The organism is Neoaquamicrobium sediminum, from assembly GCF_013240295.1.
Lineage (GTDB): Bacteria > Pseudomonadota > Alphaproteobacteria > Rhizobiales > Rhizobiaceae > Aerobium > Aerobium sediminum.
Window position 1 is genome coordinate 1,466,010 of the sequence record NZ_JABETK010000001.1, and the last position, 14,316, is coordinate 1,480,325.

Consider the following 14,316-nt stretch of genomic DNA (forward strand, 5'->3'; position numbering starts at 1 on the left):
TTCCTGACACTGTTTCAGGGACGGTATGCCTTTACGGCAACAGTCGCGTTGGTGCCTCCAAACGCGAAAGAATTGCTGATTGCGGCGCGTATCTCGCGTTGCCGCGCCGCGTTGGGCGTCACATCGAGGTCGCAGGCCGGATCGGCTTCACGATAATTTGCAGTCGGCGGCACGACCCCGTCGGTGATCGCCTTGACGCATGCGATCAGTTCGATCGCGGCCGTCGCCCCGAGGCAATGGCCATGCATGGACTTGGTGGACGAGACCGATAGCCGATCCGCCGCCGCCCCAAAGGCACCACGGATCGCCTGCGTTTCTATCTGGTCATTTGCCTTCGTGCCGGTGCCGTGCGCGTTGACATAATCGACGTCTTCGGGCGCGAGCCCGGCGTCCTCGAGGCAGTTGCGGATCGCGTTCGTCGGCCCGTCGACAGTGGGGGCGACGATATCGGTGGCGTCGGCCGACATGCCCGCACCCGCGTATTCTGCAAGAATGGTCGCGCCACGCGCCAGCGCGTGGTCGAGCGTCTCCAGAACGACGACGCCGGCGCCCTCGCCGATAACCAGACCTTCGCGATCGGCGGAAAACGGCCTGCATGTCTCCTTGGCAAGAACCCGCAACGCCTCCCAACCCTTGAGGATGCCCCAGACCAGCGGCGCTTCAGTGCCGCCTGCCAGCATCACATCGGCTCGGCCGAGCAAAAGCTGGTCGACGGCACTGCTGATCGAGTGATTGGCAGTGGAACATGCGGAACTCACGCCGTAGACAGGCCCGCGCAGCCCGAGATCCATGCTGACCTGACCAGCGGGTGCGCCGGTCATGGCGCGCGGCACGGAGAATATGTTGGCGCGCGGCCGGCCATCCAGCAGGATGCCCCGATAATTGTCTTCGATGGTTTCCCAGCCGGCAACGCCCGCGCCAATGACGGCACCAACGCGTCGGGTGTTGTTCTCGTCGATGCCAAGGCCCGCCTGTGCGGCGGCCTCACGCGCGGCGATCACCGCAAGCAGGCTGAACCGGTCCATGGTGACGAGCCGGCGATGCTCGATGCCGTGCTCTGGCAACGTCTTTATCTCGGCGCCCGTATTCACCTTGAGATCATGCAGCGGAACCGTCGTCAGCGGGCCGATGCCCGAGCGGCCGGCACGCATGGCGTCCCAGATCGCCGCTACGTCGGTGCCGAGCGCGCAGACGCCGCCCAGGCCGGTAATGACGATCCGCGGTCTGGCCATGTCAGGATTTTTGCTGGATCAGGCCGCGCACGGCTTCGACGATATCGCCGACATTCGAGAGATTGGACCAGGCATCGACCGTGCTCATTTCGATCTCGATGCCGAACTCGTCCTCGAGGTCGAATATGATTTCGGTCAGCTCCAGCGAATGGATGCCGAGTTCCGTCAGGTCCGTGGCCAGCGTGACCTCGCCTGCATCAGGGCTGGCGTGCGCCTTGATCTTTTCGATGATTGTCGCCGCCAGTTCGTCACTCATTCCGCTACCCCCAAACCAGACTGTGCCCGCAAACGGGGCAAAACTCCTTGCATGCGCCTCTCCACGCACCTGTGACCTCTATAAGAACCCATTCGCCCTTGCGCAACAAGTGTCCCTGGCGACAATGCGCGGCAGCGGCGCGAATGGCACGAGCGTTGCTTTCATTTTGCGGCAAGGAGCCCGCATCGGATGAACCAACTGCAACCCCGCCTCGAGCAGACCAAGCTGCAACGCGTATCGGCAAGCGGTGGATTGTCGGTGCGACGGCGCGACGGCACCACCCGCCTGGAAAGGCTCTATCAGGAAGGCGCCGCCAAAATCCGGCTGCCGGCGCGCGGGGACGGCCCACTGGAAGCGATCCTGATCAACACTGCCGGCGGCCTGACCGGCGGCGATCGGCTCGCATGGGACATAGAAGCCGGCGAAGATACGGCCGTCACCGTCACCACCCAGGCCTGCGAAAAGGTTTACCGGACCACGGCGGGGCATGCCGAAGTTACCTGCAAAGTCGTGGGCAGATCGGGCGCGCGGGTCGCATGGCTGCCTCAGGAGACGATCGTTTACGACCGCTCCGCTTTCCGTCGCACGCTCGATGTGACCCTTGCCGAGGATGCCGAGGCATTGCTCGTCGAGGCGACCATCTTTGGGCGGCGGGCGATGGGCGAAACCGTTCGGACGGCGATCTTCCGCGACCGCTGGCGCGTGCGCTGCGGAGATCGACTGGTTCACGCCGAGGACTTCGCGATCGGCCCCGATGTCGCGGCCACAATCGGCAGGAAGGCAGGGCTTGGCGGCGCTGGAGCCTGCGCCACCGTCCTTCTCGTGGGCGCTGCGGCTGGCGCCCATCTCGACTCGGTGCGGACCATCGTCGACGGTGCCGGCGGCGCGTCGGCATGGCAGGTCGGTTCGACTGGCAAGCTTCTTGCGAGGCTGGTCGCAACCGACGGCTACGCCCTGCGCGAGCGGCTGGTTCCGCTTGTCGCGATGCTCAACGGACAGGCAGGCCTGCCTAAAACCTGGTCACTTTAAAGGGTGGAGAACGATGAACCTGACGCCGCGTGAAAAAGACAAGCTGCTGATTTCCATGGCCGCCATCGTGGCCCGCAGGCGGCTGGAGCGCGGAGTCATGCTCAACCATCCCGAAGCGATCGCCCTGATTACCGATTTCGTCGTCGAAGGCGCCCGTGACGGCCGTACCGTTGCAGACCTTATGGAGGCCGGCGCGCATGTCGTGACGCGGGAACAGGTGATGGAGGGCGTGGCCGAGATGATCCAAGACGTGCAGGTGGAAGCGACATTTCCCGACGGCACCAAGCTCGTCACCGTGCACGAACCGATCCGCTAGGAGTTCGCGATGCTTGAACTGCGCCCCAACTGCGAGTGTTGCGACCGCGACCTGCCACCCGCGGCACGGGACGCCGTGATCTGCACCTTCGAATGCACCTTCTGCGCAAGCTGCGCCTCCGACGTGCTCGGCGGCGTCTGCCCGAATTGCGGGGGCGAACTCGTTCGCCGTCCGATCCGGCCCGCCGACAAGCTTTCACGCTTCCCTGCATCGACGCAGCGCGTGCTCAAGGCGGATGGCTGCGCGCCGAAGGAAGCCGCATGAAGAGGTTTCATCGAGATGACAAACCAAGGGAACACTCCATGACAAGAACCAGGATCGCATCGCTTGCGGCATTCGCCTTCATCGCGAGCGCAAGTCCGGCTCTCGCCCACCTCGACCCCGTGGAGCACGGCTCCTTCATGGCCGGCTTCTCGCACCCGCTGTTCGGCACCGACCACATCCTTGCCATGGTCGCGGTCGGCCTGTGGGCAGCACTGCTTTCCGGCCGAGCCCTGTGGCTGGTCCCGCTTGCCTTCGTGGGAACCATGCTCGCCGGCTTCCTGGCCGCGATGGCCGGCGCGCCGCTGCCATTCGTGGAGCCGGCAATTCTCGCCTCGGTGGTCGTCATCGGGCTGCTTGCAGCGATCGCGCTCAACGTGCCAACCGGGGCGGCGATGGCCATGGTCGGCTTCTTCGCATTCTTCCACGGGCACGCCCATGGCGGGGAGATCGGCGAGGCGGGCGCCTATGCCTATGCTGCCGGCTTTGCCATCGCCACGGGATTGCTTCACGCTGCGGGTGTGGCGCGGGTCTATTCGTCGGCAGGCTCTTCGGCGGCGATGCCGGCCGCACGGTCACGCGTATCGCTGGCGCTTTGACGGCGCTGGGCGGTATCTGGCTGGCCATCGGCGGCTGAGGGAGGCGTCAATGATACCGGGCGAGATAATCACCGCAGAGGGCGAGATCGAACTCAACGCCGGCCAGCCGACGGTGACGATCAAGGTGGCAAACAGCGGCGATCGGCCGATCCAAGTCGGCAGCCACTACCACTTCTTCGAGACGAATGAGGGGTTGCGCTTCGATCGGGAAAAGGCACGCGGAATGCGTCTCGACATTGCCTCCGGCACGGCCGTTCGTTTCGAGCCCGGGCAGGAGCGCGACGTCACCCTCGTGCCGCTCGGCGGCCAACGCCAGGTCTACGGCTTCAGGCAGCAGGTAATGGGCCCGCTATGAGCGGACAGGCGGCCAGCCCTGCCTTCGTATTATCAGGGCTCGCCGCCCGCGACGAAGATCGTCACGGCGTTCTGGTCGTGAAATTCGAGGGCGATGACGTCGGTGAGCAGGACAGAACGCGAATCGATGGCATGGTAGAAGATCGCGCTACCCTGGATAGCTTCGCGCAGAACGGCGACGTCGTCCTTGTACTCTTCCATCTTCGCTTCGACTGCCGTTTCTTCCTCGCCCAGATCCGGGAGGAAGACGATCTCCACATCATCGATGGAGAACCGCTTGCGCACGTCCGCTGCGTTGTCGGTCGACTTCTCGATCGCCGCCAGAATGCGCTCTTCATCGGCGGCCGTCTTGCTTTCACCCGTCTTCACATCAGAACCGACGATGGTGTCGATGGCCTCCTCCGAATCCAGACCCTGTGCGAGCAGTGCGACATTGGGCGCAGATGCGAGGAGAAAGGCAGTCGCGAATACGGCATGAAGCCAGTTCGGCCTGTCGGAGGCAATCGTGAATGGCAAAAGTCAGGCTCCCTTTCATTTGATCGGGCTGATCGCGCCCGAACCAGACTCATCAATGCGCGACCGGCGCATTTGGTTCAGGCCAAGCCTACACAAGCGGTCGGCACAGCGAAACCGACGGATCGTCGCGCATCAGTCGGCCGGCGCGAGATCAAGCTCGCGCCGGCCGATGAAAGTAAGCGACAATCACATCACGTAGACGGTAACCTGACCATCCGCTTCAATCTGGGCCGCAACCACCGCCGAGGTGTCGACGCCCTGGCTGCGAAGTTCCTCGCTGAGCGCCGCATTGGCGCCGATCGATGTGCGCAGCTCATCCACACTGTCGCTGTTCTGGCTCACGGCCTGATCGAGCGCGGCCTGATCGTGACCTTCCAGATCGCTGACGCTGACAACCTTGACGGTGTCGACCTCGCTCAGCGTACCGATCGCCTGTGCGTTGGACGAGCCGGCGCCGATCGCCGTCAGCGCGGATTCGAAATTCCCACCGATCGCGGCCGTGGTGCCGGTATCGACGTCCGGCATCGTCGTGGTCGCGCCGGCATCGCCGGAGAGGTCCATCTTGCTCTCCGCAAGGGCCGGAGCGGCGAGAACCGAAGCACCCATAAGAGCGGCGGTGGTGAGGCCAAGAATGCGTTTCATGATCGTACCTTTCATTCCGTTCGGGTTTGTCCCTTCTTTCGGAGCGACCGCGTCGAGGCGGCCACCGGGGAAATGCACGGGCCCGCCTCCGGTTTCATGAACGCAGCGACCTTTTCGGGGTCATTTGGTGGCGGCAATGTGCAAGCCGCCCGACGCCTTCGCCAAACGCCTTTTACGGCTCCGCCGACAGCACACTGATCCGAGGGAAACAGCCCATGCCCGCAAGAATCCAGCGCTCCGCCTATGCCCGCATGTTCGGCCCAACCACGGGCGACAAGGTGCGGCTGGCCGATACCGAACTGTTCGTCGAGGTCGAGAAGGACTTCACCGTCTATGGCGAAGAGGTGAAGTTCGGCGGCGGCAAGGTGATCCGCGACGGCATGGGGCAGAGCCAAGCGAGCCGCGCCGACGGCGCCGTCGATACCGTCATCACCAATGCGCTCGTGCTCGACCACACCGGCATATACAAGGCCGATATCGGGCTCAGGGACGGACGCATCGCCGGCATCGGCAAGGCCGGCAATCCGGATACCCAGCCGGGCGTCACCATCGTCGTCGGGCCGGGCACCGAAGCAATCGCCGGCGAGGGCAGGATCCTGACGGCGGGCGGCTTCGACGCGCATATCCACTTCATCTGCCCGCAGCAGATCGAGGAGGCGCTGATGTCGGGCGTCACCACGATGCTGGGCGGCGGCACCGGCCCGGCCCATGGCACGCTGGCGACGACCTGCACGCCCGGCCCATGGCATCTCGGGCGGATGATCCAGTCGTTCGACGCGCTTCCGATGAACCTCGGCCTGTCGGCCAAGGGCAACGCATCGCTGCCGGCCGCACTGGAGGAGATGATCCTCGGCGGGGCCTGCGCGCTGAAGCTTCATGAGGACTGGGGCACGACGCCGGCGGCTATCGACAACTGCCTGTCGGTCGCGGACGACTACGACGTGCAGGTGATGATCCACACCGATACGCTCAACGAGAGCGGCTTCGTCGAGGATACGGTCGCGGCCTTCAAGGGCCGCACGATCCATGCCTTCCACACCGAGGGAGCGGGCGGCGGCCATGCGCCGGACATCATCAAGGTGTGCGGGCTTTCAAACGTGATCCCCTCATCCACCAACCCGACCCGCCCCTATACCCACAACACCATCGCCGAGCATCTCGACATGCTGATGGTGTGCCACCACCTCTCGCCTTCGATTCCCGAGGACATCGCATTCGCCGAAAGCCGCATCCGCAAGGAAACGATCGCGGCGGAGGACATTCTCCACGACATGGGCGCCTTCTCGATCATCTCGTCGGACAGCCAGGCGATGGGCCGCGTCGGCGAGGTCATCATCCGCACCTGGCAAACCGCGGACAAGATGAAGCGCCAGCGCGGCGCGCTGAAGGAGGAGAGCGGCGACAACGACAATTTCCGCGCCCGCCGCTACATCGCCAAATACACCATCAACCCGGCGATCGCCCACGGGATCAGTCATGAGATCGGCTCGATCGAAGTCGGCAAGCGCGCCGATCTCGTCTTGTGGAACCCCGCCTTCTTCGGCGTGAAGCCGGACATGGTGCTGATCGGCGGCTCGATCGCGGCCGCGCCGATGGGCGATCCCAACGCCTCGATCCCGACGCCGCAACCGGTGCACTATCGCCCCATGTTCGCGGCGTATGGCAAGGCGGCCACCAATTCGTCCGTCACCTTTGTCAGCCAGGCTGCGCTCGACTTCGATCTCGGAAGGAGGCTGGGTGTCGAGAAGAACATGGTGGCCGTCGCGAATACGCGCGACGGCATCGGCAAGCATTCGATGCTGCACAACGATGCTACTCCGTATGTCGAGGTCGATCCGGAGACCTACGAGGTTCGCGCCGATGGTGAACTGCTCACCTGCGAGCCCGCGACCGTGCTGCCGATGGCGCAACGCTATTTTCTGTTCTAGCGTGCCGGCCGACATGCACAGGGAGGCTGCCAGCCATGATCTACGTCGTCGCCACGCTCACCATCAAGCCCGGTTCACTGGAGGCTCTGCGCGAACCCGCAGCAGCCTGCATGGCAGAAACCCGCAAGGAGAAGGGCTGCATCTCCTACGAGTTGTTCGCAAGCCTCGCAGACCCCGAGAAACTGGTCTTCATCGAGCAGTGGGAGACGCGCGAGGACCTCACCGCCCATTCGAAGCAGCCGCATCTCCTCGCCTGGCGCGATGCCAGCGCGCCGCACCTCGTCGAGCGCCGGATCGAGATTGTGCATCCCGAGCAGATCGAGCAGTTCTGAAGCGCTGCAACGCAAGGGAGGACAACGCATGTATCAGGCCGTCGGATCGCCGGGTTCCCGCCTCATCCGGGTCACCTGGATGCTGGAGGAGCTCGGCCAGACCTACAGCATTCTCAAGGTCAAGCAGCACACCGACGAGATGCGCCGCTACAATCCCTCGGGCAAGGCGCCCGCGCTGATCGATGGCGAGGTGGTGGTCACGGATTCGCGGCGATCTGCGCCTATCTCGCCGAAAAGCATCCCGAGAAAGGTATGGCGCCGCAGACGCCGGCCGAGCGCGCCCACCTCAACGCCTGGCTTTTCTTCGCCCAATCGGAACTCGAGGCGCCGTTGTGGAACAAGCTCAAGCACCGCATGCTGCTGGCCGAAGAAGAGCGGGTCGATGTCGGACCCTGGACGACAGCGGAATTCACCCGCGAGATACGCGCGCTGGAATTGCGTCTCGGCGAGCACGAATACGCCATGGGCGACCGCTTCACCGCTGCGGACGTGATTCTCGGCCATTGCGGGCAGTGGGCACGCAGCGCGCGCTTCGACGTGGCCTCGGACCGGGTCAATGCCTATTTCGACCGGGTGCTGGCCCGCCCCGCACTGGCGCGTGCGAAAGCCCGCGAGGAGGCCGCGTGAAGCTGCAGATCAACCAGGATTTCACCAAGCTGCCGCGCGCAGGCGCGTTTGTCCGCGCGGCCGAGGCAGCAACCGGCACAGAGCCGTTCGACAGCGTTGTGCTGGTGCATGACGAGCGGCACCTGCGCCGGCGCGTGGTCGAGCTTGCCGGCGGCGATAAGGTGCTGGTCGACCTGCCGGAGCCCACGGCGCTGGAAGACGGCGACCTGCTGGTGCTTGACGATGGCCGCACGGCGCTGATCGTCGCGGCGGAGGAGGAGGTCTACGAGATCGTACCACGCGACAGGCTGCACCTTGCCGAATTGTGCTGGCACATCGGCAATCGCCATCTCGCCGCGCAGATCGAGACCGGGCGCATCCTCATCCTGCGCGACCATGCATCAAGGCGATGCTGGAAGGGCTCGGCGCGACGGTCAAGGACATCGTTGCGCCCTTCAACCCCGTGCGCGGCGCCTATTCCGGCCATTCGCACGGACACGACCACCATCATCATGGCGAAGCCGACAAATTCGGACGCCTTCCCGGCGACCCGCATTACGGGCACAACCATGCTTGAAGGCGGGACGGCCTCGCTTCTGCGGCTGATGGCATGGCTGTCACCGGCCTTTCCCGTCGGATCGTTCAGCTACAGTCACGGGCTGGAGCGCGCCGTTCATGACGGGCTGGTCGAAACCGGAGCCGACCTTGCCGAATGGATCGCCACCCTGCTGACCGAGGGTTCCGGCTGGAACGACGCGGTGTTGCTGGCAGAGAGCTTTCGCCTTTCCGCCAACGGGGCTTCGCTAATCGACGTCGCCGAACTTGCCGAAGCGATGGCCGGCTCCGCAGAACGGCATCTGGAATCGACGCTTCAAGGCGCGGCTTTCCTCACATCGGCAACAGCCTGGCAGCCTGATATTGCCGATCGCCTGCCGGCCAACTGCGCCTACAGCGTGGCGGTCGGCGCGGTGGCGGGGATGCAGGGCGTGGGACTGGAAAGCGCGCTTGCCGCATATCTCCAGGCCTTCGCATCGAACATGATCCAGGCCGCGATCCGGCTATCGGTCATCGGCCAGAGGGAGGCGGTCGCAATCCTCGCCGGGCCCGAAACGACGGTGGCGCAAACCGCCGCGCGTGCCTCACTCTCTTCGCTCGACGATCTGGGTTCGGCGACGCTCGTCGTCGAGATCGCGGCGATGAACCACGAAACGCAATATTCGCGGCTGTTTCGCTCATGACCCTGGTCGCCATCCTCGTTGCGCTGGTGCTTGTGCTGCTCGCGGCACTGCATGTCTACTGGGGTCTTGGTGGGGTCTGGCCGGGGACGGACCAGAAATCCTGCGCGCGGGCGATTGCCGGGTTCAAGGGCATCGATCGCATGCCGTCGCCGCCTGCGGCTTTTTGGCGTGGCGGCCGCACTTGCCGTCGCGGCCCTGATCGCGCTGGCTCTGGCCGGCATCGTCACGTTGCCGCTGCCGGCCGCGCTCATCCGGCTGGGCGGGCTGGGCGCCGCACTCGTCTTTCTAGGGCGCGGCATCGCGGGCTTCACACCTGCCTGGCGGCGGATCACGCCGGAAATGCCGTTCGCCCGCAACGACCGGCTTTATTTCTCACCGCTCTGCCTGCTGATCGGCGCGGGCTTCACCCTCCTGCTCATTCAAGGAGTAGCCACATGACCTCACCAAACGGCCCCTTGCGCATCGGCATTGGCGGACCGGTCGGTTCCGGCAAGACGACGCTGACGGAAAAGCTCTGCAAGGCGCTGCGCGACGATTTCTCGATCGCCGTCATCACCAACGACATCTACACCAAAGAAGACGCGCTAATGCTGGCGCGGCTGCAGGCGCTGCCGGAGGAGCGCATCATGGGGGTGGAGACCGGCGGCTGCCCGCACACCGCCATCCGCGAGGACGCCTCGATCAATCTGCAGGCGATCGCCGAGATGCGCCGCAAGATTCCCGATCTCGACATCGTCTTCATCGAGTCGGGCGGAGACAATCTCGCGGCGACCTTCTCGCCGGACCTCGCCGACATCACCCTCTACGTAATCTCGGTCTGCCAGGGTGAGGAAATCCCGCGCAAGGGCGGGCCGGGCATTACGCGCTCCGACTTCCTGGTCATCAACAAGTCCGACCTCGCGCCATATGTGAACGTCAATCTCGACGTGATGACGGACGATGCAGGGCGGATGCGCAAGGGCAAGCCTTTCGGCTTCACCGACCTGTCGCGCGGGCGCGGCCTCGACGCCGTCGTGGGCTTTATTCTTGAGCAGGGTGGCCTGGAACCGGTCCGCAAGGTTGCGGCAGAGGCCTGATCGGGCCATGCTTGCGCCGAACCAGCGGAGCATCCAGAGATGAGCGTTACCCAGCTTTCCGAACGCAACCGGTCGAACCTTCCGTTTCAGGAAGAGCGCGCCGATCTCGCGGCAGCATTTCGCTGGACGGCCCGGCTGAATATGCACGAGGCGGTAGCCAATCATTTCTCGTTGGCCGTCAACGAAAAGGGCACGCAGCTTCTCATCAATCCGAACCAGATGCATTTCTCGCGCATCCGGGCGAGTGACCTCTTGCTGATCGACGCCGACGATCCCGAAACGATGAACCGGCCGGACGCGCCCGACCCGACCGCGTGGGGCCTGCACGGCGCGATCCACCGCAACTGCCCGCATGCGCGCTGCGTCATGCATGTCCATTCCGTGCACGCCACGGTGCTTGCCTCGCTTGCCGACTCGCGGCTGCCGCCCATCGACCAGAATTCAGCGATGTTCTTCGACCGCGTGGTGGTCGATGAGCATTATGGCGGCCTCGCCTTCGAGGAGGAGGGCGAACGCTGCTCCAGGCTCTTCGCCGATCCGAAGGTCAAGGTGATGGTGATGGGCAATCACGGCGTGCTGGTCATCGGCGACACGGTGGGCGATACGTTCGACCGGCTCTATTATTTCGAGCGCGCCTGTGAGACATATATCAAGGCCCTTTGGACGGGCAGGCCGCTACGTATCCTTTCCGATGCGGTCGCCGAAACGGTGGCAAGCCAGATGGACGATTATCCCGTGAACAGCGCCGGCCGCCATCTTCAGGAGCTCAGGCTTATCCTCGACGGGGAGGGCTCGAACTACAACGCCTGACTATCAGCCGTTCCTGATGGTCTCGTCGGGTGGGCGGCGGGAGGCCAGCACGCGCTCGGCATTGGGCAGGTCGTTGGAGAACACACGATTGCGCGCCTCGTCGGCGGCATGCCCATGGTCGAGCCAACGCTGCACCAGCCGACGTTCAAGTTCCTGCATCGGCACATCAAGCCAGACGGAGTAGTCGAACAGCGGCCCAAGCCCATACCAGCGGCTTTCGTCGAGCAACAGGTAGTTGCCCTCCACGAGAACGAATCGGGCCTCCGCCGGCACAACCGCCGCGCCTGCGCGGGCAAGATCGGCCTTGCGATCGAACACTGGAACGGTCACATCCGCATCGGCTCTGCCCAGGCGTTCCAGCACATGGCGCAGGCCATCGAAGTCGAAGGTTTCCGGCGCGCCCTTGCGGGCCCGCAAACCGCGGGCATCCAGCACCGCGTTGTCATAGTGGAAGCCATCCATCGGCACGGTCACGGCGGTGCCTTCGGGCAGCAAGGGCATCAACGCTTCGGCGAAGGTCGACTTACCCGAACCCGGCGGCCCGGCGATCGCCACCACAATCCGCTTGCGGCCGGCCGCCTTGCGAAACAGCGTCGCCGCCAGATGCGCAATCTCCGACATGGCCTCCTCCGTACGGCCCGATTGTCAGCCGAGCCACCTTCGATAGTCCGATACGAGCAGGTGCGTCGGCTCGACATCCTCCTCGATCCTCGCGAAACGCTTGATCGGCTCAGCGAAGACATTGTCGGTCTCGTCGTCGTTGACGGTGGAGACCTCGCCGATCAGCACATCATCGTCCTCGGCCCAGAAGGCATGCCAGACGCCGGGCAGCAGCGTCACGCTCTCGCCGGGATGGAGCTTAAGGATGCCGCCGGGTTCCAGCGTGCGCACCACGCCGTCGGTGGACACCTTAACCTCGGCCGCCTCGTCGATCGAGCCGTCGGGCGCAGACATATAGAGCTTGAGCGCCAGCGTACCGCCGCCGCGGTTGATGATGTCCTCCGCCTTGACGTCATGGCGATGCATCGGCGCGAGCTGGTCCTTGCGCGAGATCATGATCTTTTCGGCATAGAGCATGCCCCGGCCGTGGGCCAGGTCGGCTGCGTTGCCATTGCGCACGGTGAACAGGAACAGGCCGGTCGAGGCAAAATCGCCGGTGCCGTAATCGGTGATGTCCCAGCCGAGGCGCGCATCGACAATGCCGCCGATCCCGGCGCGCCGCGCCTTCATGTCCTCAGGCGACCAGTAGGCGAATGGCGGCAGCACATAGCCGTGGGATCGGATGAAGGCATCCGCATCGGCAAGGATGGCATTCACTTCAGACCGCTTCATCATGTCTCCTCAGCGCGAGGCGCTCGCCTGCGACGCGCGCGGCATATAGACCTCGATCAACTGTTCCATATGTTCGTTGCGGACGGCCGCGCTTTTGCCGCCCATGACAATGGCGACGATGCGCCGCCCGCCGCGCCCGACCGACGTTGCCAGGTTGAAGCCGGACGCGCGGATATAGCCGGTCTTGAGCCCGTCAACACCCGCAACCCGCCCCAGCAGGTCGTTGTGGCCGCGAATGACCTTGCCGGCATAGGCAAACTCGCGGTTGCTGAAATAGTGATAGTAATGGGGAAAGCGCTTGCGCAACGACATGGCCAGGATCGCCATGTCGTACGCGGTGGTCTGCTGCTCGGCGTCCGGCAGGCCGGAGGCGTTGCGGAACGTGGTCGAGCGCATGCCCAGCGAACGCGCCTTGGCCGTCATCATCGCAGCGAAGCGTTCCTCCGTGCCGCCGAGATACTCACCAACGGCCGAAGCGACGTCATTGGCCGACCTTACGCAAAGCGCAAGGATCGCCGAGCGAACGTCGATGCTCCCGCCCTTCTTCAAACCGAGCTTGGACGGCGGCCGCCCGGCTGCGTAGGCGGAAACGGGTATGCTCGTCATCACGTTGAGCTGCCCGCTGTCCATAGCCTCAAACAGCATGTAGAGCGTCATCATCTTGGTGAGCGACGCAGGGTAGCGAGGCTCGCGGGCTTTGTCTTCGTAGAGGACCCGCCCGCTATTGGCGTCAACGACGATGGCTGCGTATTTCTCCGACGGCAGCGGCGCAACCGCCGACTGCATGACCGTCTGCGTCGTGCAGCCCGCCAGAAACACGAATGCCGCCATGATGATGGCGGCGCGGCGCGTGATGCCCGTTACGGCACGAGTTGCGGCTTGCAATAGGTCCCCGAGTGATCGATCCGGCAATATCTGACGGATTCGGATCATGCCCGAGCCTGTCCGCCATCGCAATCCCGTCACAAAAACGGCGGCGATGGCATCCATCGCCGCCGTATGCATGACCTGGTGCTTGTGCAGATCAGGCCGAGGGCTGCTTGGTCTTGCGCAGATAGGGCAGGATCGTCTCGTAGGAGCCGAAACGCTTGGTGGCGTCCTCGTTGGAAACCGCCGCGGTGATGATGACGTCCTCGCCCTGCTTCCAGTTGGCCGGCGTCGCCACCTGATGCTTGGCCGTAAGCTGGATCGAATCGATCGCGCGCAGGATTTCGTCGAAGTTGCGCCCGGTGGTCATCGGGTAGGTGAGCACCAGCTTGATCTTCTTGTCGGGGCCGATCACGTAGACAGAGCGCACCGTGGCGTTGTCGGCCGGCGTGCGGCCCTCCGCGCTGTCGCCGGCGTCGCTCGGCAGCATGTCGTACAGCTTGGCGACCTTCAGGTCCTTGTCGCCGATCAGCGGGTAGTCGACAGCGAAGCCCGTAGCCGTCCGGATGTCGTCTTTCCACTTGGCGTGGCTTTCGACAGGATCGACCGAGATACCGATGATCTTGACGCCGCGCTTGCGGAACTCGCCCTCAAGACCGGCCATCGTGCCGAGTTCCGTCGTGCAGACGGGCGTGAAGTTCTTCGGATGAGAGAACAACACGGCCCAGCCGTCGCCGATCCAGTCGTGAAAGCTGATCTGTCCCTGCGTTGTGTCGGCCGTGAAATCCGGTGCGGTATCGTTGATGCGAAGGCCCATGGCGTTTCTCCTCAATGGCTGTTGTGCTGATCATAATGCAATGGCGGCGCAAGACGAGAGTTGACGCGGCAAATTGCGACGATTTGTAGAACGGAACGAGCGATT

19 protein-coding genes and 3 pseudogenes are annotated in these 14,316 nt (G+C 64.3%); 14 read left to right on the forward strand and 8 right to left on the reverse strand.

Features of this window, described 5'->3' with window-relative positions:
- Window positions 1–14 precede the first annotated feature (14 nt).
- Together HK436_RS07010 and HK436_RS07015 are read right to left on the reverse strand one after the other, a co-directional pair.
- Window positions 15–1,232 carry a beta-ketoacyl-[acyl-carrier-protein] synthase family protein gene (locus HK436_RS07010; RefSeq protein ID WP_173188386.1) on the reverse strand — a complete coding sequence of 406 codons (1,218 nt, stop codon included), beginning with the start codon at window positions 1,230–1,232 and terminating at the stop codon, window positions 15–17.
- A 1-nt stretch (window position 1,233) separates the two neighbouring features.
- Window positions 1,234–1,488, reverse strand: coding sequence for an acyl carrier protein (locus tag HK436_RS07015; protein WP_173188388.1), 255 nt, complete (start codon window positions 1,486–1,488; stop codon window positions 1,234–1,236).
- A 189-nt stretch (window positions 1,489–1,677) separates the two neighbouring features.
- Between HK436_RS07015 and HK436_RS07020 the strand changes: the two genes are divergently transcribed.
- From HK436_RS07020 to HK436_RS07040, 5 genes and pseudogenes are all read left to right on the forward strand, one after another.
- Window positions 1,678–2,517, forward strand: a complete 840-nt coding sequence (locus HK436_RS07020; protein ID WP_173188390.1) for an urease accessory protein UreD — start codon at window positions 1,678–1,680, stop codon at window positions 2,515–2,517.
- Window positions 2,518–2,530: 13 nt separating this feature from the next.
- The gene (locus HK436_RS07025; protein WP_173188392.1) at window positions 2,531–2,833 is read left to right on the forward strand and encodes an urease subunit gamma; all 303 of its coding nucleotides are present in this window, start codon (window positions 2,531–2,533) and stop codon (window positions 2,831–2,833) included.
- A gap of 9 nt (window positions 2,834–2,842) precedes the next feature.
- Complete coding sequence (locus tag HK436_RS07030) at window positions 2,843–3,097, forward strand: DUF1272 domain-containing protein (protein WP_173188394.1); 255 nt, start codon at window positions 2,843–2,845, stop codon at window positions 3,095–3,097.
- Window positions 3,098–3,135: 38 nt separating this feature from the next.
- A pseudogene (locus tag HK436_RS07035) lies at window positions 3,136–3,731 on the forward strand (HupE/UreJ family protein).
- 11 nt (window positions 3,732–3,742) lie between these two features.
- Complete coding sequence (locus tag HK436_RS07040; protein WP_173188402.1) at window positions 3,743–4,048, forward strand: urease subunit beta; 306 nt, start codon at window positions 3,743–3,745, stop codon at window positions 4,046–4,048.
- Between the two features lie 32 nt (window positions 4,049–4,080).
- Here the strand turns inward: HK436_RS07040 and HK436_RS07045 are convergent, their stop codons facing one another.
- Both HK436_RS07045 and HK436_RS07050 read right to left on the reverse strand, forming a co-directional pair.
- Window positions 4,081–4,563, reverse strand: a complete 483-nt coding sequence (locus tag HK436_RS07045; RefSeq protein WP_173188403.1) for a hypothetical protein — start codon at window positions 4,561–4,563, stop codon at window positions 4,081–4,083.
- Window positions 4,564–4,749: 186 nt separating this feature from the next.
- Complete coding sequence (locus HK436_RS07050) at window positions 4,750–5,205, reverse strand: hypothetical protein (protein WP_173188404.1); 456 nt, start codon at window positions 5,203–5,205, stop codon at window positions 4,750–4,752.
- 215 nt (window positions 5,206–5,420) lie between these two features.
- On the opposite strand from HK436_RS07050, the gene ureC reads away from it, so the two are divergent.
- The 9 genes and pseudogenes from ureC (at window position 5,421) to HK436_RS07090 (ending at window position 11,195) form a co-directional block, all read left to right on the forward strand.
- On the forward strand, window positions 5,421–7,133 hold the full coding sequence (gene ureC, locus HK436_RS07055) for an urease subunit alpha (protein ID WP_173188405.1): 1,713 nt from the start codon (window positions 5,421–5,423) through the stop codon (window positions 7,131–7,133).
- Window positions 7,134–7,168: 35 nt separating this feature from the next.
- Window positions 7,169–7,465: a putative quinol monooxygenase gene (locus tag HK436_RS07060; RefSeq protein ID WP_173188406.1), complete on the forward strand. Its 297-nt coding sequence runs from the start codon at window positions 7,169–7,171 to the stop codon at window positions 7,463–7,465.
- Window positions 7,466–7,544: 79 nt separating this feature from the next.
- Window positions 7,545–7,616: pseudogene (locus HK436_RS31220) on the forward strand (hypothetical protein); the annotation flags it as partial.
- Window positions 7,617–7,717: 101 nt separating this feature from the next.
- Window positions 7,718–8,092, forward strand: coding sequence for a glutathione S-transferase C-terminal domain-containing protein (locus HK436_RS31225; protein WP_244648881.1), 375 nt, complete (start codon window positions 7,718–7,720; stop codon window positions 8,090–8,092).
- 104 nt (window positions 8,093–8,196) lie between these two features.
- Window positions 8,197–8,469 (forward strand): annotated as a pseudogene (locus HK436_RS33980) (urease accessory protein UreE); the annotation flags it as partial.
- Window positions 8,470–8,583: 114 nt separating this feature from the next.
- The gene (locus HK436_RS07075; RefSeq protein ID WP_376769133.1) at window positions 8,584–9,309 is read left to right on the forward strand and encodes an urease accessory protein UreF; all 726 of its coding nucleotides are present in this window, start codon (window positions 8,584–8,586) and stop codon (window positions 9,307–9,309) included.
- 168 nt (window positions 9,310–9,477) lie between these two features.
- On the forward strand, window positions 9,478–9,747 hold the full coding sequence (locus tag HK436_RS07080) for a DUF3995 domain-containing protein (protein WP_312860515.1): 270 nt from the start codon (window positions 9,478–9,480) through the stop codon (window positions 9,745–9,747).
- The gene (gene ureG / locus HK436_RS07085) at window positions 9,744–10,385 is read left to right on the forward strand and encodes an urease accessory protein UreG (protein WP_173188407.1); all 642 of its coding nucleotides are present in this window, start codon (window positions 9,744–9,746) and stop codon (window positions 10,383–10,385) included. The genes HK436_RS07080 and ureG overlap by 4 nt, the downstream gene beginning before the upstream one ends.
- 39 nt (window positions 10,386–10,424) lie before the next feature.
- Complete coding sequence (locus tag HK436_RS07090; protein WP_173188408.1) at window positions 10,425–11,195, forward strand: class II aldolase and adducin N-terminal domain-containing protein; 771 nt, start codon at window positions 10,425–10,427, stop codon at window positions 11,193–11,195.
- A gap of 3 nt (window positions 11,196–11,198) precedes the next feature.
- On the opposite strand, the gene HK436_RS07095 is transcribed toward HK436_RS07090, so the two are convergent.
- From HK436_RS07095 to HK436_RS07110, 4 genes are all read right to left on the reverse strand, one after another.
- Window positions 11,199–11,816, reverse strand: a complete 618-nt coding sequence (locus HK436_RS07095; protein WP_173188409.1) for a nucleoside triphosphate hydrolase — start codon at window positions 11,814–11,816, stop codon at window positions 11,199–11,201.
- Window positions 11,817–11,840: 24 nt separating this feature from the next.
- The gene (locus tag HK436_RS07100; protein WP_173190001.1) at window positions 11,841–12,527 is read right to left on the reverse strand and encodes a D-lyxose/D-mannose family sugar isomerase; all 687 of its coding nucleotides are present in this window, start codon (window positions 12,525–12,527) and stop codon (window positions 11,841–11,843) included.
- 9 nt (window positions 12,528–12,536) lie between these two features.
- Window positions 12,537–13,460 carry a D-alanyl-D-alanine carboxypeptidase family protein gene (locus HK436_RS07105; protein ID WP_244648590.1) on the reverse strand — a complete coding sequence of 308 codons (924 nt, stop codon included), beginning with the start codon at window positions 13,458–13,460 and terminating at the stop codon, window positions 12,537–12,539.
- 91 nt (window positions 13,461–13,551) lie between these two features.
- Window positions 13,552–14,211 carry a peroxiredoxin gene (locus tag HK436_RS07110; RefSeq protein WP_173188410.1) on the reverse strand — a complete coding sequence of 220 codons (660 nt, stop codon included), beginning with the start codon at window positions 14,209–14,211 and terminating at the stop codon, window positions 13,552–13,554.
- Window positions 14,212–14,316 lie beyond the last annotated feature (105 nt).